Genomic DNA, 20,522 nt, shown 5'->3' with positions numbered 1-20,522 from the left:
AGTTTTGGATTATGAAAAATAAGATTTTAATTCTAATCGCAATTTTGGCATTAAGTTCTTGTCAGAATAAAGACAATTCGAAAAATATTGTAAAAACAATTGTTCAAGATACATTGTCTAAAACACTTGGAGGAACAGCAGATTTGAGTGAAGTCACTTCAAAAGAAGACAAGACAGTCGAATTAATTCGCAAGCAATTGCTCGTTTTATTAGAGAAAGATATTCCTGCGCTGACCAAAGACGACCGTTATTTTTATTATGAAGCTTTCGATTTAAACAACGATAAGAAAAACGAATATTTTGTTGGTTTTTCAAATCCTTATTTCTGCGGAAGCGGAGGCTGCTCGGGTTATATTTTAAAAAATGATGGTACTGTAATAAATCGTTTCACTGTTACCGATTTCCCAATTTATGTAACCTCTTCGGTAACAGAAAAATTTTATGATTTGATATTTGAAAGCGGAGGAAAATTTCATCTTCTAAAAATGAAAGGTGGAAAATATCCATCCAATCCATCTGTTCAAGAAGTTATAAAAGGTAATGTTCCAAAAGAGAGTACAAAGGTTTTAGATATTCAAGGAAAGAAATTGGAGAAGTATTCATTTTAAAAATAAAAAATCCGACAGATTTTTAAATCTGTCGGATTTGAATATTAGTAAGCTTTGTAATTCCTAAAAATCAAATTCTCCAATTAGAATTTTACTATCGCTTTCACGTTTGTTTTCTTTTTGGCTTTGGAAAACAGCAATTTTGCGTTCTTGTCTACCGTCAGAATAATACAAGTAAACTTCTGCCATTACAGTCGTTGGTCCAGAAAGAATATTCTGTCTCTCACCGAAGAAATTAGTCTTGATTTTATATTTTCCTTTGATCGCTTTTTTAAGTAAAAATTGTTCAGGACCAAAACCTTGAGTAAAATCATTGCTTAATCTTCCTCCAATTTCTGTAGATCTATGCGAGTACGAACAATCTTCTCCTCTTGGATCTGTAACCCAAAGATCGATATCTGTATTGTCTTTATTCCAGTTAATAACAATACGAATGTCGACTGGAAGATTTGCTTTTAGACGATCATCAACTTTGCTTGCATCAACATTTTTGTTTTGGCTCAAAATGTTATTGATTTCCATAATCAAAATCTCTTCAATACCATTATCTCTAATAGAAATCTCATCGGTATATTCCTGATAAAGCATGCCTTTATAGATGTTAAGAGCTTCTTGAGGTTTTTTATTATCTACCAAAGCTAATGCATAATCTCTATGACTTTGAGGATCAAATGGTCTCCATTCTAGAATCTTTTGAGTAATCCACAATTCTTTTTCATAATTGCCTCTTTGTTTCAACAGATAAGATATCGTCTTATATAACTCTTCGTTTTCCAAATCAAGTTCTGCTAATGTACTTAAAACCTTTAGGGAAAGTGCTTTGTCACCTTTTTTGAATAGGAGTTTAGAAACATCAAAATAATAGGTTACCTGTTTCTCATATTTCGGACGATTTTCAAGATATTTCTGGTAAATCAATTCAGGAGACTGTAAAGACTGAAAATCTTTCATATACTCTTGAGTACTTTCTACATCTATCAAAGTTATTTTACCTGTAGAAGTTTTTTTATCGCCTGCTCTAGTTTCTGCAGAATATACATCATTATCGCTAACAACACTTTCTTCTGCCGAAGACAATTTTTGTGACTGTTTAGAAATTGTAGGATATTGTTTTTTTTCTGTAGGCTTAAATTCACTGTTCCACCAAGTTGTCAGTTCACGTGTTTTATCAAAAGCTTTAGATAGAAGATTTCTTCTTTTCTCTAAAATTTGTTTTTTGTTTTGAGAAACGATTCTGTTGTATTCTGATATTAATTCCTCTGGAGGAGTAATGCCAAAACGCACATAATCATTAACATCATCCAATACGATAAGACTGGTGTTCTTGCTTACTACACCAAACTGCTCACTCAGATTTCTGATTTCTTCACTGTTTTGAGTTGAATTAAGTTCAAGATCATTAATTTTTCGTTGCGCCCAAAATTGTGCAAGCGGCCAATTGTCTACTTGTACAGCGTTACTAAAATCTACAGGCACTTCAAATTTTTTATTTCCTACTGAAAAAACAGCAGTAAGTTTGCTCAAGTTTGAAGATGAAATTCCGAATATGTTGACTGGTTCGTTTACGGCAGTTCCAACATTTGGAAATAACTCCTGAAGTGTATTGGTTTCTTTAAAACCTAAAAATACAATAGGAAGTCTTTTATACGTTTTTAGAGCAGATTGAGTGTCTAATTCATTAAGATTGATAAAATTCCCTCCAGATTGTGATGCTAAAAGTTTAAGCAGATTAAAATCAGAAGTGGGTGTGCTTGTTATACTATTAACCGGTTTTTTGAATTTTAGAGTTAAATCACCAAAATTTGAAATTCCGTCAGAAAACATAAGATATTCGTCTATTGATGAAATCTCTTTTAAAGCGCCAAAATCAGTTCCGCCATCGTATTTCAGATTAAGAATTCTGTCTTTTAATGCATTCCAATTTCCACCAGAAACCGTAAATTCTTCTGTTTTTTCAAGAACGTTATTTAAAAGAACAAAAGAGACCGCAACGTCTTTGTTGTCTGAAAAATAAGCAGTAAGAAAGTCCAATTCTTTTTGGTGATTTCTTTTAGATCCGCTAAATGAATTGTCCCAAATAATGGCAATTTTTTGAGATTTTGCTTTTTCTTTTACAGGGAAATTCATTGAAACGCTTGCCGCAAAATAAGATTTATCGTCAGAAGCTTTTTGAAGCATTACATTAGACGACTCATTTACTTTTGGAATAGCTATTTTAAGACTCTCATTTGGAGTGAAATTCGTTTTACTAATTTCAGCAATCCATTGATTTCCTTTCTTCTGAAAAGTAAAACTTCCATCTGGATTTTCTGTAATTTTAGGAGTTGTCAGACTTTCGTTAACCAATACTTTTAGATTAAATTTCGGAATGCTAACTGCATTGGCAAAACTTAAAAAATATTCATAATCGGTCGCAGAATTTTTTAATTCCTGATTGTAAGTAATCTTAATCATTCTGCTGCCTCTCGCAGTAATAGGATAAATTCTGGTTCTGAAATTGTTTCCAGCTACTTTTTCAATAATACCTGGATCTATATTTCTTTTTTCTATACTTTCAAAAACTTCTTTAGCTCGCTCTTTCGGAACAGGAACTGCATCTCTTAAGCTTCCGTTAATATCCAAAGCATAACCGCTTACGCTAACTCCTTCTGGCAACGGAAGTGTAAAATTTCCTTCTAAAATTCTGTCTCCAGGATTGTAAAATGTATAAGTTGCGGTAGTTGAAGCAAGATTTCCTAAAATTTTGGTTTCAATTTTTACCTCCTTTAAGATGACCGAATTTTTTTTCTGATTTTCGACATCCAGAGTTGGAATCTGTGAAAAAGCGACACCACAGAATAGTAGTGCGCAAATACTAAAAAATTTATTCATAATTAATTAAATGCGATTTTTTATTCGGTTATAAACGTAGGAAAATTCTTTTAAATTTAAAAATTTTTCTGAACTTTTCAAATTAGAGAGAATTAATATGTTTAGCCACAATTCCAAAATTTATACCTTGAACTTGATCTACTCCACTGAAATTAACAGCAATCAGTTGGCCACATTCATTAAAAACTGGTGCGCCGCTCGCGCCATGTGTAGAAGTTATACTGTATTGAATTTTATTACCATCAGATTCTTTACTAATTTGACCATTGTAAAGCTGTACTTTTATGCCGGAGTTTGTTTGTGCCAAATCCATTCCCATCGGATAACCTACCATTATTGCTTTTTGGCCAGGAGCTAAAGAAGCATCATTATCAATAATATTATCAAGACTAATGATGTTGGTAACAGTTTGTGGAGTTTTATGAGTAACTAACTGTAAAAGACCTAAATCAACATTAGTGTCATCTGAAACTTTTTTAACCTCACAACTATTCCATTCACTATCAGAATTATGAAGAGCTACTTCAATGTCGACAGTTTTTACATATACTTCAATGTTTTCTATAGGAACATACTCTTTTACCGGAATAGATGCTGCAATATCAGTAGATACTTGCGCTGTATCTGTTTCTGCTTCATTAGAACTAACAAATTCTTCACCCGCAGACTCAGTAGTTTCTTCGCCTGATTCTTCATATTCTCCGTCTCCTTCACCTTCATCATACGAGACTGAAGCATGTGACCAGTTGTTGTCAATAAAACTTTCATAGTCATTTTCAGAAACATCGGTAGTAAGAATAGAAGCAACCTTCATTCGTAGATTTCGTATAGTAGTATTTACTTTGGCGCTTTCTTCATCTGATGAATCCCATGGTTGTAAAACATGTCTATTGGTAATCATGTCACCTTCTGTATCAACAAAAAAGCCAGTTCCGTAAATAGTTTCTTCCTTAGCATCCTCAACATTAAGCTGAATTTCTTTTCCATTAATTTTAGCAAAATAGCCATATCTATGCTTTATAAGCACAACTGCGTCTTTGTAAGCATCATAGATTTTGGTATCTGTGCCTAAACAAATAGCTTCTTTTTTAGGCGTAAAATATTTAAAACCTAAAAAGCCTGCAGCAGAGAGAACGATAATAGCAATGAGAACAAATTTGAAACGATTTCTTTTTTTCTTGACTGTTGTTTCCAAGTCTTCGTTTGGGGCGATCTTTCTAATTTTCATTTAAAGTATTGGTTGAAAAATGTTAATTGAATGGGTTTGGGTTCAAAAAAAAATAGACTTTATATAAAGTCTATTTTTTTTCAAATGTAGTAATTTGTTTGCTAAAAAAAAGCAAAAACAAAATCAATTGTATGTTCTTTATTAGCGGAGTTTTGTCTTGTTTTTGAATGTTGTAACAAGGCTTGTGAAAGTATTTTCTTGTAAAACAATTTGGTAAAAGTAAAGTGTTGTTTTACAGTTTTTTAATCGTAATTTTTGATTTTAGTTTTAAATATTGATGAGAAGAAGTATTTGTTTTAAAAAAAGAAACCCGACAGGTTTTAAAACCTGTCGGGTTTGCTACTTAAATTAAGAAAGCCATTCAAGATCTTCTTTATCTAAATCTTCTTGTGAAATAACTCTTCCTTTTTTTATATCGTCTTCGCTTTTTTTGATGATTTCTATTTCGTCTTCATCGAATTGATAAATTTCTTGATTATAAATCTTTAAGTTTTGGTTATTAATCAAATGAAATATAATTACTTTCAATAAGATTTAATTTATATAAATCTTTAAATTCTTTTCTTTTTGTAGAAGCACTTGCCTTTATAATTCTTCTTTTACTTGGAAAACAAACTACAGCATTAAGGATGTAGGGATTAAAATCAATCAAATTTGAATAATGTTTGAATGTGTTTTCTAACTGCAAATAGGCATCTTTTCTGTGGTTTGCCTGATTTCCTTTTGCAACTTTAACTTCTGTGAAAAAGACATCTTTATTATTGCAAACAACATAATCACATTGACCTCCTTTAGCTTTTTTCATAACACAATCATCATTTTGAATAAAGTAGAATTCATTATTTGATTTGTTCTCTATGTGTAAATGCCAAGGATCTTTTACTTTGACAAATAAAACTGTTTCAGCTTCAAAAACAAATGCATGTTTATCTGTAATAGTTTGTAAACAATTTGCTTCAATTTCAGGGAACGCTTGTCTAAGACGATGAATCATAAATCAAGTAATTTATCAAATTCATTAGCAAAAGCATCCGAAACACCATCAATCATATTCTCCGAAATTTGCCCTAATTTATCATTCATGATTTTTTTTGCTTTTCCATTTTTCAATTCATAAGCAATAAAATTTTTAGGATTAAGCCAAGACTCTTTCTTTATAATTTTGTTTACTTCTTTAGGATTGTTTTGACCTTTATCATGAGCTAATAATAAATTATTTATGGAAGCTAAAATAAATGGACTATGAGTAGTTATTATTAGATTTTTTCTTTCTATTAAACAATTTTTAATTAAATATTTAATTAATTCATGTTGGGCTTTAGGGTATAAATTTAATTCAGGCTCTTCAACAACAAAATTGAAATTATATTCTTCTTTTAATGATTTGGAATATTCAATTAATAATAAAATAGGTATTACCGATTGTAGGCCAGATGCAGATTCTAATAAATCAACTTTTTCATTTTCATTATGATAAATATATGATTTTTGACCTTCTCTTTTGTACTTTGTTTTTTTATCAATAATTTTTATAGGTAATTCCTTTATGGTATGAATTGCTTTTTCATATTCGTTTCCAATATTTAATATGTGTCCTGGAATATTAACTCCACTTTTTAATAAACCCATAACATTTCTTTCTATTAGATGAAGAAATGTTCTTTCAGCTGGGATATAAATAGAATCGAAAGTGTATACTTCTGGCAATATATTGATTATGATTTCATAGAATGAAATATAGTTTTCTGCTTTTTTTTCAATGTTGCCTAATTCAAATATTTTATCAATACTTATGTCAGCCAACTTATTTCGAGACGATACCAAATAATCGACTAGATCCTTGTTTTTTTCATTAGTTGAAAAAAGAGCTAAGACTTTTCTAAAATACTCAGCTTTTATAATTGTGAAGGTTAAATCATAATTTATATAGTCTTTTAATATAGATATAATATCATGATCGATTTTTTGTTCTTTAGTGTAATTTAGCCAATTTGTACTTCCTGATTTATTTGAAATGCCGTTTTCATGTTTAAAATGATTGAGACACACATTTTTTGTTACATTATCGTAAAGAATAAATGTATCTGGTTTTAAATAAGAAAAAATATTATATTTTTTTAATTCATCTTCAAAAGTGATTAAATCGTCTCTTCTAAAATTTTCATCTTCAAATATTGAAAGTAATTTAGCCAAAGTGCTTTTACCAGAAGCTTGAGCACCAATAAAGGTTACCATTTCTCTAACTTCGATATCAATATCTTTTAGAGGTCCAAAATTTTTAACAATAAGTTTTGCTCTTTCCATGTTTCCAAAATTAAGGAAAATATTTATATATGAAAAAGGAGCTTAATAAAAGCTCCTTTTAATTTTTATATGATTTTAAAGGAATTTACCCCATCAATTCCACAAATTTAAACTCGCCGTCAACAACAACTTTAGTCAAACCGTGTTTAGATAAGTTTTTCATAGAAGCATCCCATTTTTTACCGCTTAAGTTAGCTGTAATTTTTAGTTGCGTTAAATCCATTCTATTTTCATTTTTGGTAAGCAAGTCAATAATGAATTTTTCTTCATCAGAAAGTTCGATCTGAGCTTGTTTTTTCTCAGGACGCATTTGAGGAAACAATAAAACTTCCTGAATCGAAGCATTGTTTGTCAAATACATAATCAAACGATCCATTCCAATTCCCATTCCAGAAGTAGGAGGCATACCGTACTCAAGAGCTCTTAAGAAATCTTCGTCGATAATTCCGTTTGCTTCATCATCACCTTTTGCTGCCAAACGCATTTGATCTTCAAAACGCTCTCTTTGATCAATTGGATCATTTAATTCAGAATATGCATTTGCAATTTCTTTACCGCAAACCATTAATTCAAAACGCTCAGTCAAATCTGGATTATCGCGGTGCTCTTTACAAAGCGGTGACATTTCTTTAGGATAATCTGTAATGAAAGTTGGCTGAATATAATTTCCTTCACATTTAGCTCCAAAAATTTCATCAATCAATTTTCCTTTACCCATTGTTTCGTCAACCTCGATTCCCATTCCGCGAGCAGCTTCAAACAATTCTTGTTCTGTTTTTCCAGAAATATCAAAACCAGTAAAATGTTTGATAGAATCTGTCATTGTAACACGAGCATAAGGCGCTTTAAAGTTAATTTTGTGCTCGCCAAAAGTAACTTCGCTAGTTCCGTTAACTGCAATTGCACAATGCTCCAATAAGCCTTCAGCAAATTCCATCATCCAGTTGTAGTCTTTGTAGGCTACATATATTTCCATTGCCGTAAACTCAGGATTATGCGTTCTGTCCATACCTTCGTTACGGAAGTTTCTAGAAAACTCATAAACACCTTCAAATCCACCAACAATTAATCTTTTTAAGTATAACTCATTTGCAATACGCATGTAAAGCGGAATATCAAGCGAGTTGTGATGCGTAATAAATGGTCTTGCCGAAGCTCCACCAGGAATAGATTGTAAAACAGGAGTGTCAACCTCTAAATATCCTGCATCGTTAAAATAACCACGCATCGCACTGAACAATTTAGTACGTTTGATGAAAGTTTCTTTAACTTGTGGGTTTACTGTTAAATCTACATAACGCATTCTGTAACGTAACTCAGCATCATTAAATGCATCGTGAACGTTTCCTTCTTCGTCAACTTTTGGTAACGGTAACGGACGTAAAGTTTTGCTTAAGAAAGTAAAACCAGTCACGCGAATACATTTTGCACCAACTTGAGTTGTAAACAATTCACCTTCAATACCAATAAAATCACCTAGATCGGTTAATTTTTTGAACACTTGGTTGTATAGCGTTTTATCGTCACCTTCACACAAAACATCGCGATTTACGTACAATTGAATACGTCCTTCGCTATCTTGTAACTCAGCAAAACAAGCTTTACCTTGATCACGAACACTCATCAAACGTCCCGCAACGATAACCTTCTTACCCTCTTCAAACGTTTCCTTTATCTGCTTAGATGTATGATTTACAGGAAAAAGATTAGCTGGATAAGGATTGATTCCTAAGTTGCGTAAGTTCTGAAGTTTTTCTCTTCTAATGATTTCTTGTTCTGATAATGCCATTTTGTGCTATTTTTTTAAGTGTGCAAAGATAAAATTTTTGTTTCAAGTTTCAACTCAAAGTGTTAAGGTTTTTTGCAGCAGAAATTTTCGTCTTTTCATGAACGTTTTGTCCCGCTATACGCTTGTATCTTTTCCTTGCTAAAGAAGCAAGAAAAAGGATACCGCTTCTATCGGGGCTAGATTAGAAATTTTCGTTTTCAAAAGAGTTTTTAGTTGGAACGCAATGACTGAAAAAACTTACTATATTAGCTTTTTGTAACTTTAGATTTTTAACAAAAAATGAAATATTTATCCGTTTTTTTACTGTTATTTTCTTTTATAAGCTGTCAAATTACAGAAACGCTTACCATAAATTCAGACAGAAGCGGAAGTATCGAAGTATACAGTCTTCGAGATGAGAATAGTTTCGCACAGTTAGGAAGACAAGATTTTGGAGATGAAAAATTTATAGACACAACTTTTACTTTTCGAGATTACATCGTCAAGTACCAAGATACTTTTGTGAAATTTAATAAAGCCGACCAAGCTTTATTTACAGAGCATGCAAATGTAAAAATGCAGATCAAATTGGACCCAATTCAAATGGAAAATTTCAACAAAGTAGCTTTCGAATTTAAGAACATAGAAGAAATACCGAATCTTTATGAAAGCCTCGGATTGGCAAATTCTCTTAAAGAAAACTATCCCATATACAGAAAAAGCTATAAAATAAAATACACTTTTGATGGTAAAGTTTTTAAAAGAACTTTAGCCATAACCAATCCAGAAAAGTTTGAAAAAGATAAAAAAGAAATGGATGAATACGAAAAAATATATTCTAAGTATAAGGTAATGCAATCCTATATGCTCAAATATTATTTTCCTCAAAAAATAAAATCGGTTTCAAATTCAAACGCAATTATTGGTTCAGACCAAAAATCTTTAAGCTTAAAATTTCAGCTTTCAGATTGTTTAAAAAATCCAGAAAGTACAAATCTAGAAGTTGTTTTAGAATAAAAAGGTTTTAGCGGGTTTTTAAATAAAGTTAGCGCCTTAAAAAAGTTCGTATCTTTGATGAAAAATTGTACATCGATGAAATTATACAAATTACTTTGTTTTTCTTTTTTAATAGCGACTTTAACTAGCTGTACTTTCACTGAAAATATTTACATAAACGATAACGGAACCGGAAAATTCTCTGTAGACATGGACGGTTCTCCTATAATGGAAATGGCTGGTGATCAAATTGCAGGTCAAATGGGAGACAATAAAAAAGATATAGATACTACTTTTACTTTCAAAGAAGTATTTCAAGAGAAAAAAGACAGTATTGCCAAATTGTCGCCAGAAACACAAAAAGAACTTAAAAAACTGGAAAGTTATGTTGTATCGACAAAAATAAGTTCAGAGAAGAAAGAATTTCTAATGAACATGTCAACTGATTTTAAAAACGTAAACGAATTGCAAGATATTTTACAGACATTGGGCACGCTTCAAAAATTAGAAGGAGGCAAAAATCCTATGGGAAGCGGTTTCGGAGATAATGGCAGTAAATTAAGTTATACTTATGACGGAAAGAAATTTACAAGAAAAGCAGTAGTCGATCAACAAAAAAAGGCAGCAAAGGCGCAAGATTCAGAAGGAGATATGTCAAAAATGATGTTTGCTTCGTCTAGCTACATTGTAAAATATCACTTTCCAAAAAAGATAAAGAAAGTCTCTAATCCAAGCGCTTTGTTTAGCGACGACAGAAAATCAATTACAATTCAATACTCTTTTACGGATTATATGGAGAATCCCGACAAACTTGACTGTGATGTTGAGTTTGAAAAATAATTAAAATGAACAAAAAAATCCAACTTCAGGATCTGGGTAAAAAAGATTATAAATCTACTTGGGAATATCAAGAAGAAATCTTTAAAGACATAGTCGATTTAAAAATCAAGAATAGAAGAGAAGAACTAGAGTTGCCAACACCAAATTATTTGCTGTTTGTAGAGCATCCTCATGTTTATACTTTGGGGAAAAGTGGCGATCTAGAGAACTTATTATTAAACGAAAAACAACTCGAAGCCAAAGGAGCGACTTTTTATAAAATCAATCGTGGCGGAGATATTACGTATCACGGACCTGGACAAATTGTAGGTTATCCGATTTTAGATTTAGAAAATTTCTTTACTGATATTCATAAATACCTTCGTCTGTTAGAAGAATCAATCATTCTAACTTTGGCAGAATACGGTTTAGAATCGGGAAGAAGCGAAGGAGAAACTGGAGTCTGGCTTGGCGTAGGAACTCCGTTTGCACGTAAAATATGCGCAATGGGCGTTCGTGCTTCAAGATGGGTTACCATGCACGGATTTGCTTTAAATGTAAATATTGATTTAGGATATTTTGATAATATTATTCCATGCGGTATTCGCGGAAAAGGCGTTACTTCTTTAAACGTAGAACTCGGGGTAGAAAAAGTAAATGAAGAAGAAATAAAAGCTAAAATCATAAAACATTTCGCAGAGCTCTTCGAAGCTGAATTTGTTTAAAAACATCTCTAAGAAAGTAAACCGTTTCAGATATTCATTTGAAACGGTTTTTTATTTCGTGTCAATTTTTAGAGAGAAATCGGTTTTTTTCTAAAAAAATATTGAAAAAAGAGAAAAACCATTTCGCAAAAGTTAAGATTTTGAAAGAAAGACAAATTATAGATTATTCATCGTTCTCTAAGGTATTTATGCTAAATTTGAGTACTTACTATTAAATTTTTAATTCCTGATTGCTTATGAGAAAAATCTACTTATTCTGTTTTCTTTTTGTGCTAAATGGTCTTTTTGCCCAAAAGAAAGATAAATTATATCCAGTTACAGTTTATGAAAAAGTGTGGCAGGAAAAAAATAGCGATACTAGATTAAAGATGATAAAATCAATCTGGTTAGAAGACAGTACTTTTGAAGATCCTTCAGCTTCTATAAAAGGAACTGTTGCGTTTAATAATGTTATTAACGAATTTTACAAGAAAAACCCAGATGCAGTTTTAACTTCGGGAGCCAAAATTGTAAAGGACAATTATGTAACTTGGGAATGGAAAATTCTTGATTCTAAAAATAATCTTGTAATGGCTGGACGTGATTTTGCACGTTTAAACGGAAAAGGTCAGGTAAGTAAAATTATTAGTTTCTGGGATAAAGGAGCAACTTTGTCTGAGGCAGATATTTTAAAGAATCTAGAAGCTGATAATTTGAAAGTAGTGGCGAAATATTATGAAAGTCTTTTTAAAACAAGAGACTTTGATGCTTTGAGTGCTTTAATTGCAGACGGAGCAGTTTATAATCAGGCTACAGGATTGCCTTACGGAGGAACTTATATTGGTTTTAGCGAATGGACAAAAATGTTTACAAAATCAACAGAGTTTTTTGATTTACAGATAGAAAAAGAACCGGTTTATTTTAGTGATGCTTCTAAAAATGAAGTAATCATTTATTTTACAATAAGCTGTAAATCTAAAAAATCAGGTAAAACAATGTCAGTTCCAATTTCAGAACATTTTGATTTGAAGGACGGAAAAATTACGGCTGTCAGACCTTTTTACTATGACACAAAAACATTTGCAGAATTCTTAAAAAGTAAAAAATAATAAAAAACGACCTATACAAAATAGGTCGTTTTTTATTAGAAGAGATCAAGTTCTAGTTGCTCTGGCAAAAGTCTAAAACTCATTCTATGGTATTTTGTGGTTCCAAATTCTTTAATGGCTTCACGATGCTCTTTGGTCGGATATCCTTTGTTTTGTTTCCAATTGTACATCGGAAATTCTTCGTGAATTTGATCCATATATTCGTCGCGATATGTTTTTGCTAAAACAGATGCAGCAGCAATACTCAAGTATTTTCCATCGCCTTTGATAATACTTTGATTCGGAATCGATTTTAAAAGTGCAATTTCTTCCTGAGAAAACTGTTTTCCAAAAGTATTTTTAAGTCCGAGTTTAGCATTTAAGGAACAATTTCCATCAACAATAATATATTCGGGAACATGCTTTAACTTTAAAATGCATTCTTGCATTCCTTTCATAGAAGCATTTAAAATATTTATTTCATCAATTTCGTCTGGAAACAAATGCGTTACGGCAAAACATAAAGCTTCTTTTTCTATAATTGGTCTTAAAAGCGCTCTTGTTTTTTCAGACAATTGCTTACTATCATTCAAGATTTTATTTTCAAAATGTTCGGGTAAAATTATAGCTGCGGCAGTAACTGGACCAGCTAGACATCCTCTGCCAGCCTCATCGGTTCCGGTTTCCAAAACAAATCCTGAGAAATTTTTTTCGAGCATTTTTTAGGTTTTAAATAACAAATTAGATGAAATTTTTGGCAAAAATATTCGTTTTCGTACTGTCAGCCAAGGCAATTGTATAAAATGAAGTGTTTTTTTATTTATTTGTTTTTATAATTTACCTTTGCTTAGCAAATTTTGTCAAAATAAATTTATACAAAGCCATCAAATGAGAATATTCATTTTTCTATATCTATTAGTTGTACCAACTTTATTGTTTTCTCAAGAAAAAAATCCTGCTTCTAAAAATAATTTAGATATGAATACGAAATATTCAAGTATTACGGATACAGTAAAAAAGAAAAAACAAAAAATAGCGAAAATAGACCAGTATAAAATTGTTACTCTAGAACACGATACAATTTATGCCGATACTTCGTTGACTCTTAAAAGTGCTTACAAACAAAATCATCTAAGAAAAGATCTTTTTGGTCTTATGGAGTTCTCTAATATTGGACAGCCTTTAAATACATTACAATATAGTTTGACAAGTTTTTCTCCGTATCCTGAAATCGGTTTTAGTGGCAAGCATTCTATTTACATGCAGGCAGATCAAATTAGATATTATTCTGTTGCAACACCTTTTACGGAGTTGTTTTTTAATACTACAATTAAAAAAGGGCAAAATGTAGATTCATTTATCACATTAAACGTTTCTAAAAATCTTAATTTTTCAATTGCTTATAAAGGATTAAGATCTGAAGGAGATTATAATAACCAATTGGTTAGTGCAGGAAATTTAAGAATTACAACCAGTTATGCTACAACAGACAAGCGTTATGCGATAAATGCACATTTTACAAATCAAGATATTTTAAATGAAGAAAATGGAGGTATAACGAGTGATTCTGATTTTGAAAGCAATAGTAATGATTATAAAAACCGACAGAGATTGCAGGTTTATTTAACCGATGCAGAATCATTTTTAAAAGGGCGAAGATTGTTTTTTGACCATGCTTTTAGAGTAAATCCAAAAGATGGAAGCAATAACCTTTATATAACGCATCAATTTAATTATGAATATAAAGATTACGAATATAAGCAACCAACGGTAATTTCGACTATAACTTCTAATGACGGAACAACTAGCCGCATACAACGATTTGGAGATTCCTATTCGTCAGGCAATATTAACGATCAGACCAAATATGAGAGACTTTATAACAAAGTAGGTGCAGCTTATGAGAATTCGCTGTTAGGTAAATTTATATTTTTTATAGACGATTACAGATCTAATTACAAATACAACCGAGTTATTATTGGTTCTGATGGAAATGCGATTCCAGATAATTTGTTTTTGCAGTTTAATAATTTCGGTGCTCAGTATGAATATCAGAAAAACAAATGGAACGGTAGATTTTTGTATTCTAGATCAATTACCAACCAATCGCTTTCAGATTTAGATGCAAAGTTGCGATATAATATGAACGAAAAAATCAAGTTTGATTTTAGATATCGCAACATCAATAAACTGCCTAATAATAATTATAATTTGTATCAAAGTAGTTGGATTTCATACAATTGGGCAAATAATTTTAAAAACGAAAAAATCAATTCGTTAAGTGCAGAAATTACAACTCCTTGGTTAACAGGACAAGTTCAGTATACGGTATTAAAAGATCATTTGTATTTTACCGATATGGCTACAGATGCGGAGCAAGCAGCTCAAGAGCAGATCGTTAAGCCAATGCAGTATGGAAATGTAATTAACTATTTAGAAATAAAAGCAAGCAGAGAGTTTAAATTTGGACCTTTTGCATTAGATAATACGCTTTTATACCAAAAAGTAGATCAATCAGATTTAATTTTAAATGTACCTGATTTTGTAACTAGAAACACATTCTATTATTCAAATCATTTCTTTAAAAAAGCTTTATTTATGCAAACAGGAATTGTGTTTAATTACCTTACGAAGTATTACGGAGATGATTATAACCCTGTTATTGCTGAATTTTTTGTACAGCAGGAGAAAAAAACGGGTGGTTTTGCAACATTCGATTTCTTTGTGAATGCCAGAATACGCCAAACGCGTTTTTATTTAAAAGCAGAGCATTTTAATGCTTTGTTTTCGCAGAGCAACTATTATTCAGCGCCACATAATCCGTATCGTGATTTTGTGTTGCGTTTTGGTCTGGTTTGGAATTTCTTCCAATAAAAAACGGACTATTTTTTATTTAGAACCACTTAATAAAACTTAAATAAAAATGGACTTTTCAAATAATATTTTAGAAACAATTGGTAACACACCATTGGTAAAACTGAACAAAATTGTTGCTGAAATTGATGCATTAGTATTGGCAAAAGTCGAAACCTTTAATCCTGGTAATTCTGTAAAAGACAGAATGGCTGTAAAAATGATTGAAGATGCTGAGGCAGATGGCCGATTAAAACCTGGAGGGACTATTATTGAAGGAACTTCTGGAAATACGGGAATGGGACTTGCACTTGTGGCAATCGTAAAAGGCTACAAATTAATTTGTGTTATTTCAGACAAACAGTCTAAAGAAAAAATGGATATTCTTCGTGCTGTTGGTGCAAAAGTTGTTGTTTGTCCTACAGATGTTGAGCCTACAGATCCACGTTCATATTATTCGGTTTCAAAGCGTTTAGCAGAAGAAACTCCAAATTCTTGGTACGTAAATCAGTACGATAATATGTCAAATTCATTGGCGCACTATGAGCAAACTGGACCAGAAATTTGGAAACAGACTGATGGAAAAATCACTCATTTTGTTGTTGGTGTTGGAACAGGAGGAACTATTTCTGGAGTTGGAAAATATTTGAAGGAACAAAATCCAAATATTAAAATCTGGGGTATTGATACTTATGGTTCTGTTTTTAAGAAATACCATGAAACAGGAATCTTCGACGAAAACGAAATCTATTCGTATATAACAGAAGGTATTGGAGAAGATATTCTGCCTAAGAATGTTGATTTTTCTCTAATTGACGGTTTTACAAAAGTAACCGATAAAGATGCTGCGGTTTATACTAGAAAGATTGCTCTTGAAGAAGGAATTTTTGTTGGAAATTCTGCTGGAGCTTGTATAAAAGGTTTGTTACAGTTAAAAGAACATTTTAAACCAGATGATGTAGTTGTGGTATTATTTCACGATTCTGGAAGCCGTTATGTTGGAAAAATGTTTAATGATGATTGGATGCGCGAACGCGGATTTTTGGAAGAAAACATTACAAAAGCAGAAGACGTTATTAAAGATCATATTGACAAAGAATTAATCGTTGTTCGTACAGAGGAATTGGTCTCGCATGCAATTGAGCGTATGCGTAAATATAAGATTTCGCAAATTCCAGTTGTAGATATCAATGGTTTTGTTGGTTCTGTAGACGAAACAGATTTGTTTAGAAGTTATGTTGAAGATAAAAATGTTGCCGAAAAACCAATTAAAGAGGTAATGGGTAAACCTTTTCCAATTGTAAAATTAGGAACACCAATTGAGGAAGTTTCGAAACTTTTCAGCAAAGAAAATGACGCTGTTTTGGTTGATTTAGGAAACGGACATCATCACATTATTACTAAATATGATATTATTGGCGCAATAAAATAAGCCTTTATAAATACAAATAATCCATAAATCTTGTTGTAAAACAATTAGGTTTATGGATTTGTCTTTTAAATATATAAAATGAATTTTACAGCTATAGATTTTGAAACCGCAACAGGATATCATCCATGGTCGGTGGGTATTGTAACAGTCGAAAACGGAATTATAGTTGACGAGTATGTAACTTTAATTAAGCCACCAAATAATGAGTATAATCCGTTTACGATTCGTGTTCATGGAATTTACCCAAAAGATACTATCAACGCAAAATCTTTTTTTCAAATTTACCCTGAGATTGAAAAGAGACTAAAAAATAGAGTTGTGGTAGCGCATAATGAAAGTTTTGACCGGAATGTTTTAATGAAAACAATGTTGCTTCATGGCTTAAATTATGAAGATTTGAATATTGCTACAAAATGGGAATGCACGGTTAAAATATATAAAGCAAAAGGCATAAAGCCAACAAAACTAAGTGATTGCTGTCGCGAAATGGATATTCAGCTCAATCACCACGAAGCTTTATCAGATGCAAGGGCTTGTGCTAAGTTATATATGCTTCGTTAATTTTTTATATTTGTAAGAATAATATTAAAAAATAATTTACTTTTAGATTTTGTAACAGCATCATAAAATCTAAAAATGAAAGAAGACTTTCTTCATTATCTCTGGAAATTCAAGAAATTTGATAGCTTGAATTTAAAAACTGCCCAAGGCGAAGTAATAACAATTTTAAAATCGGGCGATTATCTAGAACTTGCTGGACCTGATTTTTTCAATGCTTATATAGAAATTGGAAATCAGAAATGGGCAGGCAATGTCGAGATTCATTTAAAATCTTCAGATTGGTATTTGCACAATCATGAGAAAGATCCTGCCTACAAAAATGTCATTCTTCATGTAGTGTGGGAAAACGATACTGCTGTTTTTAGAGAAAACAATACAGAAATTCCTGTTTTGGTTCTTAAAGATTATGTTTCAAAAGCAATAATCGAAAATTATAGCACATTGGTTGCTCCAAAAACTTGGATTTTTTGTGAAAGACAATTAAAAGATATTGATGGTTTTGTTTTTAAAAACTGGCAAGAAAGATTGTTTTTTGAGCGTTTAGAGCGAAAATCTAAGTTTATTTATCAATTATTAGAAGAAACCAATCAAGATTGGGAAGCCGTCTTATTTTGCCTTCTAGCAAAGAATTTTGGTTTGAATACAAATGGAAATTCCTTTCTGCAGATTTCAAAAGCAATTCCTTTTGCTATAATCAGAAAAGAGAGTTTTGAGGTTGAAAATTTAGAAGCGCTACTATTTGGAACTTCAAATTTATTAAATGCAGAAAAAGAAGATGTTTACTATAAAGATTTAAAATTTCGTTATTTCTATTTGCTGCATAAATATCAAATAGAAAAAACATATACAGAACCACTTCAGTTTTTTAAACTTCGGCCAGATAATTTCCCAACAATTAGACTTTCTCAATTGGCGGCATTATATCATAAACATCAAAATCTGTTTTCAAAAATTATTGATTTAAAATCAGTCGATACTGTACATGGTTTGTTAACGGTATCTGCGAGCCTTTATTGGCAAAATCACTATAAGTTTGATAAAGAAAGTCCAAAGAAATCAAAAACACTTTCTAAGTCATTTATAGATCTACTGATTCTAAATACGATTGTTCCGCTCCAATTTGCGTATTCAAACATCATGGGTGAATCAATTGCCGAAGATTTAATTGATTTTATGAATGAAGTCACTTCAGAGAAAAATGCTATTATCGATAAATTCAATTCGTTTGGCATTAAGTCAAAAACGGCATTTGATAGTCAGACATTATTAGAACTCAAAAATGAATATTGCGAACGCAAGGCTTGCTTAAAATGTGCTATCGGATTGGAGTTGCTTAAAAATAATTAACGAATTAGAAAATTTCATAATTAGATAATTCCTATTTTTGTAAATCTAAAATCTAAAAAGAAATGTCAGCAATTTTAAAACTAAAATTCTTTTTTGAAAAATATGGTTTCCATGTTTCTTCAAGACTAGCAGATAAACTTGGAATGCGCGTAACAAGTGTGCGCTTGTTTTTTATTTACATTTCTTTTGTTACAGCTGGTTTAGGGTTTGGAGTTTATTTAACTCTTGCTTTCTGGATCAGACTAAAGGATTTAATTCGCTCAAAAAGAACATCAGTATTTGATTTATAAAAAAAAGCTCCAATTTTAAATTGGAGCTTTTTTTATGAAGTTGTATTTATTATTCTTCTGTTGTATTGTTAAGTCTAGATCTTTTCTTACTATATCCAAAGTATACAATTATACCCAAAATAAGCCATCCAAAAGATAGTAACTGTGCATCTTTACTTAAATTAAAAATTAAATAAGAATTGATTGCAATTCCTAGTACCGCAATAATTGGTAAAGCGGGAACTTTAAATGTTCTTGTTAATCCTGGTTGTTTTACTCTTAAAATCCAAACAGCGATACAAACCATTGTAAAGGCAAACAAAGTACCAAAACTTGTCATATCAGCCAATTTGTTGATTGGTGTAAAAGCAGCAACAGTTGCGATAATAGCTCCAAGAATCATTAAGTTCGTTTTTGGAGTTCCAGAAATAGGGTTTACTTTAGAGAAAACAGAAGGAATTAAACCATCTTTAGACATTCCAAGAAAAATTCTAGATTGTCCCATGATCATAACCATCAATACTGAAATTAAACCAATAGTCGCAGCAACAGTAATAATAGAGCCAGCCCAGCCCTGTCCTGCAATATCAAATGCATAAGCAACAGGAGCTTTAATAGCCTCAGGATATTTTCCTAGTGGATTAAAGTCTTGGTAGTTCATCATTCCTGTTAATACTAAAGAAACAAGAATGTATAAAGTTGTACAGATTAATAAAGAAGCAATAATTGCAAAAGGAACATCTTTTTTAGGATTGATAGCTTCTCCAGCTTGTGTAGAAACGGCATCAAAACCAACATAAGCAAAGAAGATCGCAGCAGCTCCAGAAACGATTCCTCCAATTCCGTAAGCATTGTGCGTAGTTTCTTTTTCAATAATCTGAGTTGCTTCAGGAATAAAAGGACTCCAGTTTGCTGTATTAATAAAGAAAAGACCAGCAATAATTACAAAGATTACAGCAGATACTTTAAGAATAACAATTGCGTTATTTGCTTTAGCAGCGCTTTTTGTTCCTTTAATTAGCAATGAAATAACTAAAAGAACAATCAAGAAAGCTGGAAGATTCATAGAAAAACCTTCTCCTGTGTAGCTTGCAGGATCTGTAGTTAACCAATCAGGAAGGTGAATGTGAAATATTTTTAGCAATTTGTTAAAGTATCCGGACCAGGAAACCGCTACAGTCATAGATCCCATTGCATACTCGAGAATTAGCCCCCATCCAATAATCCAAGCAAAAACTTCTCCAATTGTACCGTAAGCATATGCGTAAGCAGATCCTTCAACAGGTAAAATAGAAGCAAATTCAGAATAGCAAAGAGCCGCAAAAACACACGCAATACCTGCGATGATAAACGAAATTGCTAATGCTGGACCTGCATGATAATAAGCCCCAGTACCTGTAAGTACAAAAATTCCCCCACCGATAATGGCACCAACACCAATGGCAGTAAGACTCCATTTTCCTAGGACTCTCTTTAAATCACTTTTTTTCATATCGGCCTCAAAGGCTGATATAGGTTTAACTCTCCAAATTGACATATTATTTTATTGGTTTATTTGTTATTAAGTGCCAAATGTATTGTTTTTTGTAAAAAATAAAAACAATTATCATGTTTTAAGTTATAAAATCTTTGTTTTTTTTACAGTACTCGTAAGAAACTTTCTCTAAGTATTGA

18 protein-coding genes are annotated in these 20,522 nt (G+C 31.6%); 10 read left to right on the top strand and 8 right to left on the bottom strand.

The window, feature by feature from the left end; genetic code table 11:
• The first annotated feature begins 11 nt into the window (after nt 1-11).
• Complete coding sequence (locus tag JC605_RS18090) at nt 12-608, top strand: hypothetical protein (protein WP_198857542.1); 597 nt, start codon at nt 12-14, stop codon at nt 606-608.
• 63 nt (nt 609-671) lie between these two features.
• On the opposite strand, the gene JC605_RS18085 is transcribed toward JC605_RS18090, so the two are convergent.
• The 6 genes from JC605_RS18085 to lysS form a co-directional block, all read right to left on the bottom strand.
• Nucleotides 672-3,479, bottom strand: coding sequence for a VIT domain-containing protein (locus JC605_RS18085; RefSeq protein ID WP_198857541.1), 2,808 nt, complete (start codon nt 3,477-3,479; stop codon nt 672-674).
• Nucleotides 3,480-3,561: 82 nt separating this feature from the next.
• Nucleotides 3,562-4,707 carry a serine protease gene (locus JC605_RS18080; protein ID WP_198857540.1) on the bottom strand — a complete coding sequence of 382 codons (1,146 nt, stop codon included), beginning with the start codon at nt 4,705-4,707 and terminating at the stop codon, nt 3,562-3,564.
• A gap of 348 nt (nt 4,708-5,055) precedes the next feature.
• Nucleotides 5,056-5,235: a hypothetical protein gene (locus JC605_RS18075; protein WP_198857539.1), complete on the bottom strand. Its 180-nt coding sequence runs from the start codon at nt 5,233-5,235 to the stop codon at nt 5,056-5,058.
• Entirely contained in the window at nt 5,207-5,701 is a 495-nt protein-coding gene (locus tag JC605_RS18070; protein WP_198857538.1) for a hypothetical protein, read from the bottom strand. Before JC605_RS18070 ends, JC605_RS18075 begins: the two co-directional genes overlap by 29 nt.
• Entirely contained in the window at nt 5,698-7,011 is a 1,314-nt protein-coding gene (locus JC605_RS18065; protein WP_198857537.1) for an AAA family ATPase, read from the bottom strand. The genes JC605_RS18070 and JC605_RS18065 overlap by 4 nt, the downstream gene beginning before the upstream one ends.
• Before the next feature lie 85 nt (nt 7,012-7,096).
• Nucleotides 7,097-8,800 carry a lysine--tRNA ligase gene (lysS, locus tag JC605_RS18060; protein WP_198857536.1) on the bottom strand — a complete coding sequence of 568 codons (1,704 nt, stop codon included), beginning with the start codon at nt 8,798-8,800 and terminating at the stop codon, nt 7,097-7,099.
• Nucleotides 8,801-9,079: 279 nt separating this feature from the next.
• Between lysS and JC605_RS18055 the strand changes: the two genes are divergently transcribed.
• The 4 genes from JC605_RS18055 (at nt 9,080) to JC605_RS18040 (ending at nt 12,407) form a co-directional block, all read left to right on the top strand.
• A complete protein-coding gene (locus tag JC605_RS18055; RefSeq protein WP_198857535.1) occupies nt 9,080-9,796 on the top strand; it encodes a hypothetical protein in 717 nt (238 codons plus the stop codon).
• A gap of 75 nt (nt 9,797-9,871) precedes the next feature.
• Entirely contained in the window at nt 9,872-10,615 is a 744-nt protein-coding gene (locus JC605_RS18050) for a hypothetical protein (RefSeq protein WP_198857534.1), read from the top strand.
• 5 nt (nt 10,616-10,620) lie between these two features.
• A complete protein-coding gene (gene lipB, locus JC605_RS18045) occupies nt 10,621-11,319 on the top strand; it encodes a lipoyl(octanoyl) transferase LipB (protein ID WP_198857533.1) in 699 nt (232 codons plus the stop codon).
• 236 nt (nt 11,320-11,555) lie between these two features.
• Nucleotides 11,556-12,407, top strand: a complete 852-nt coding sequence (locus JC605_RS18040; RefSeq protein ID WP_198857532.1) for a nuclear transport factor 2 family protein — start codon at nt 11,556-11,558, stop codon at nt 12,405-12,407.
• 35 nt (nt 12,408-12,442) lie between these two features.
• Here JC605_RS18040 and JC605_RS18035 read toward each other — a convergent pair whose 3' ends face one another.
• Nucleotides 12,443-13,105: a ribonuclease HII gene (locus tag JC605_RS18035; protein ID WP_198857531.1), complete on the bottom strand. Its 663-nt coding sequence runs from the start codon at nt 13,103-13,105 to the stop codon at nt 12,443-12,445.
• Nucleotides 13,106-13,274: 169 nt separating this feature from the next.
• Here JC605_RS18035 and JC605_RS18030 point away from each other — a divergent pair, with 169 nt between their 5' ends.
• The 5 genes from JC605_RS18030 (at nt 13,275) to JC605_RS18010 (ending at nt 18,869) form a co-directional block, all read left to right on the top strand.
• Nucleotides 13,275-15,260, top strand: a complete 1,986-nt coding sequence (locus tag JC605_RS18030; RefSeq protein WP_198857530.1) for a putative porin — start codon at nt 13,275-13,277, stop codon at nt 15,258-15,260.
• 49 nt (nt 15,261-15,309) lie between these two features.
• Nucleotides 15,310-16,671: a pyridoxal-phosphate dependent enzyme gene (locus JC605_RS18025; RefSeq protein WP_198857529.1), complete on the top strand. Its 1,362-nt coding sequence runs from the start codon at nt 15,310-15,312 to the stop codon at nt 16,669-16,671.
• 78 nt (nt 16,672-16,749) lie between these two features.
• A complete protein-coding gene (locus tag JC605_RS18020; RefSeq protein WP_198857528.1) occupies nt 16,750-17,232 on the top strand; it encodes a 3'-5' exonuclease in 483 nt (160 codons plus the stop codon).
• 75 nt (nt 17,233-17,307) lie between these two features.
• Nucleotides 17,308-18,579, top strand: coding sequence for a DUF2851 family protein (locus tag JC605_RS18015; protein ID WP_198857527.1), 1,272 nt, complete (start codon nt 17,308-17,310; stop codon nt 18,577-18,579).
• A gap of 62 nt (nt 18,580-18,641) precedes the next feature.
• Nucleotides 18,642-18,869, top strand: coding sequence for a PspC family transcriptional regulator (locus JC605_RS18010; RefSeq protein WP_008466940.1), 228 nt, complete (start codon nt 18,642-18,644; stop codon nt 18,867-18,869).
• 49 nt (nt 18,870-18,918) lie between these two features.
• On the opposite strand, the gene JC605_RS18005 is transcribed toward JC605_RS18010, so the two are convergent.
• Nucleotides 18,919-20,385, bottom strand: a complete 1,467-nt coding sequence (locus JC605_RS18005) for an APC family permease (RefSeq protein ID WP_198857526.1) — start codon at nt 20,383-20,385, stop codon at nt 18,919-18,921.
• Nucleotides 20,386-20,522 lie beyond the last annotated feature (137 nt).

The sequence above is a fragment of the Flavobacterium sp. IB48 genome (assembly GCF_016405855.1).
In the GTDB taxonomy this organism is placed as follows: domain Bacteria; phylum Bacteroidota; class Bacteroidia; order Flavobacteriales; family Flavobacteriaceae; genus Flavobacterium; species Flavobacterium ginsengisoli.
This window is presented reverse-complemented; position numbering and strand designations above follow the sequence as displayed.

Excerpts from the sequence above, each read along its gene's own strand:
- JC605_RS18010 (WP_008466940.1), top strand. The coding sequence starts at position 18,642 with ATGTCAGCAATTTTAAAACTAAAATTCTTTTTTGAAAAATATGGTTTC.
- JC605_RS18020 (WP_198857528.1), top strand. The coding sequence starts at position 16,750 with ATGAATTTTACAGCTATAGATTTTGAAACCGCAACAGGATATCATCCA.
- JC605_RS18040 (WP_198857532.1), top strand. The coding sequence starts at position 11,556 with ATGAGAAAAATCTACTTATTCTGTTTTCTTTTTGTGCTAAATGGTCTT.
- JC605_RS18070 (WP_198857538.1), bottom strand. The coding sequence starts at position 5,701 with ATGATTCATCGTCTTAGACAAGCGTTCCCTGAAATTGAAGCAAATTGT.
- lipB (WP_198857533.1), top strand. The coding sequence starts at position 10,621 with ATGAACAAAAAAATCCAACTTCAGGATCTGGGTAAAAAAGATTATAAA.
- JC605_RS18090 (WP_198857542.1), top strand. The coding sequence starts at position 12 with ATGAAAAATAAGATTTTAATTCTAATCGCAATTTTGGCATTAAGTTCT.
- JC605_RS18025 (WP_198857529.1), top strand. The coding sequence starts at position 15,310 with ATGGACTTTTCAAATAATATTTTAGAAACAATTGGTAACACACCATTG.
- JC605_RS18035 (WP_198857531.1), bottom strand. The coding sequence starts at position 13,105 with ATGCTCGAAAAAAATTTCTCAGGATTTGTTTTGGAAACCGGAACCGAT.
- JC605_RS18050 (WP_198857534.1), top strand. The coding sequence starts at position 9,872 with ATGAAATTATACAAATTACTTTGTTTTTCTTTTTTAATAGCGACTTTA.
- JC605_RS18085 (WP_198857541.1), bottom strand. The coding sequence starts at position 3,479 with ATGAATAAATTTTTTAGTATTTGCGCACTACTATTCTGTGGTGTCGCT.
- JC605_RS18055 (WP_198857535.1), top strand. The coding sequence starts at position 9,080 with ATGAAATATTTATCCGTTTTTTTACTGTTATTTTCTTTTATAAGCTGT.
- JC605_RS18005 (WP_198857526.1), bottom strand. The coding sequence starts at position 20,385 with ATGTCAATTTGGAGAGTTAAACCTATATCAGCCTTTGAGGCCGATATG.
- JC605_RS18065 (WP_198857537.1), bottom strand. The coding sequence starts at position 7,011 with ATGGAAAGAGCAAAACTTATTGTTAAAAATTTTGGACCTCTAAAAGAT.
- lysS (WP_198857536.1), bottom strand. The coding sequence starts at position 8,800 with ATGGCATTATCAGAACAAGAAATCATTAGAAGAGAAAAACTTCAGAAC.
- JC605_RS18015 (WP_198857527.1), top strand. The coding sequence starts at position 17,308 with ATGAAAGAAGACTTTCTTCATTATCTCTGGAAATTCAAGAAATTTGAT.
- JC605_RS18080 (WP_198857540.1), bottom strand. The coding sequence starts at position 4,707 with ATGAAAATTAGAAAGATCGCCCCAAACGAAGACTTGGAAACAACAGTC.
- JC605_RS18030 (WP_198857530.1), top strand. The coding sequence starts at position 13,275 with ATGAGAATATTCATTTTTCTATATCTATTAGTTGTACCAACTTTATTG.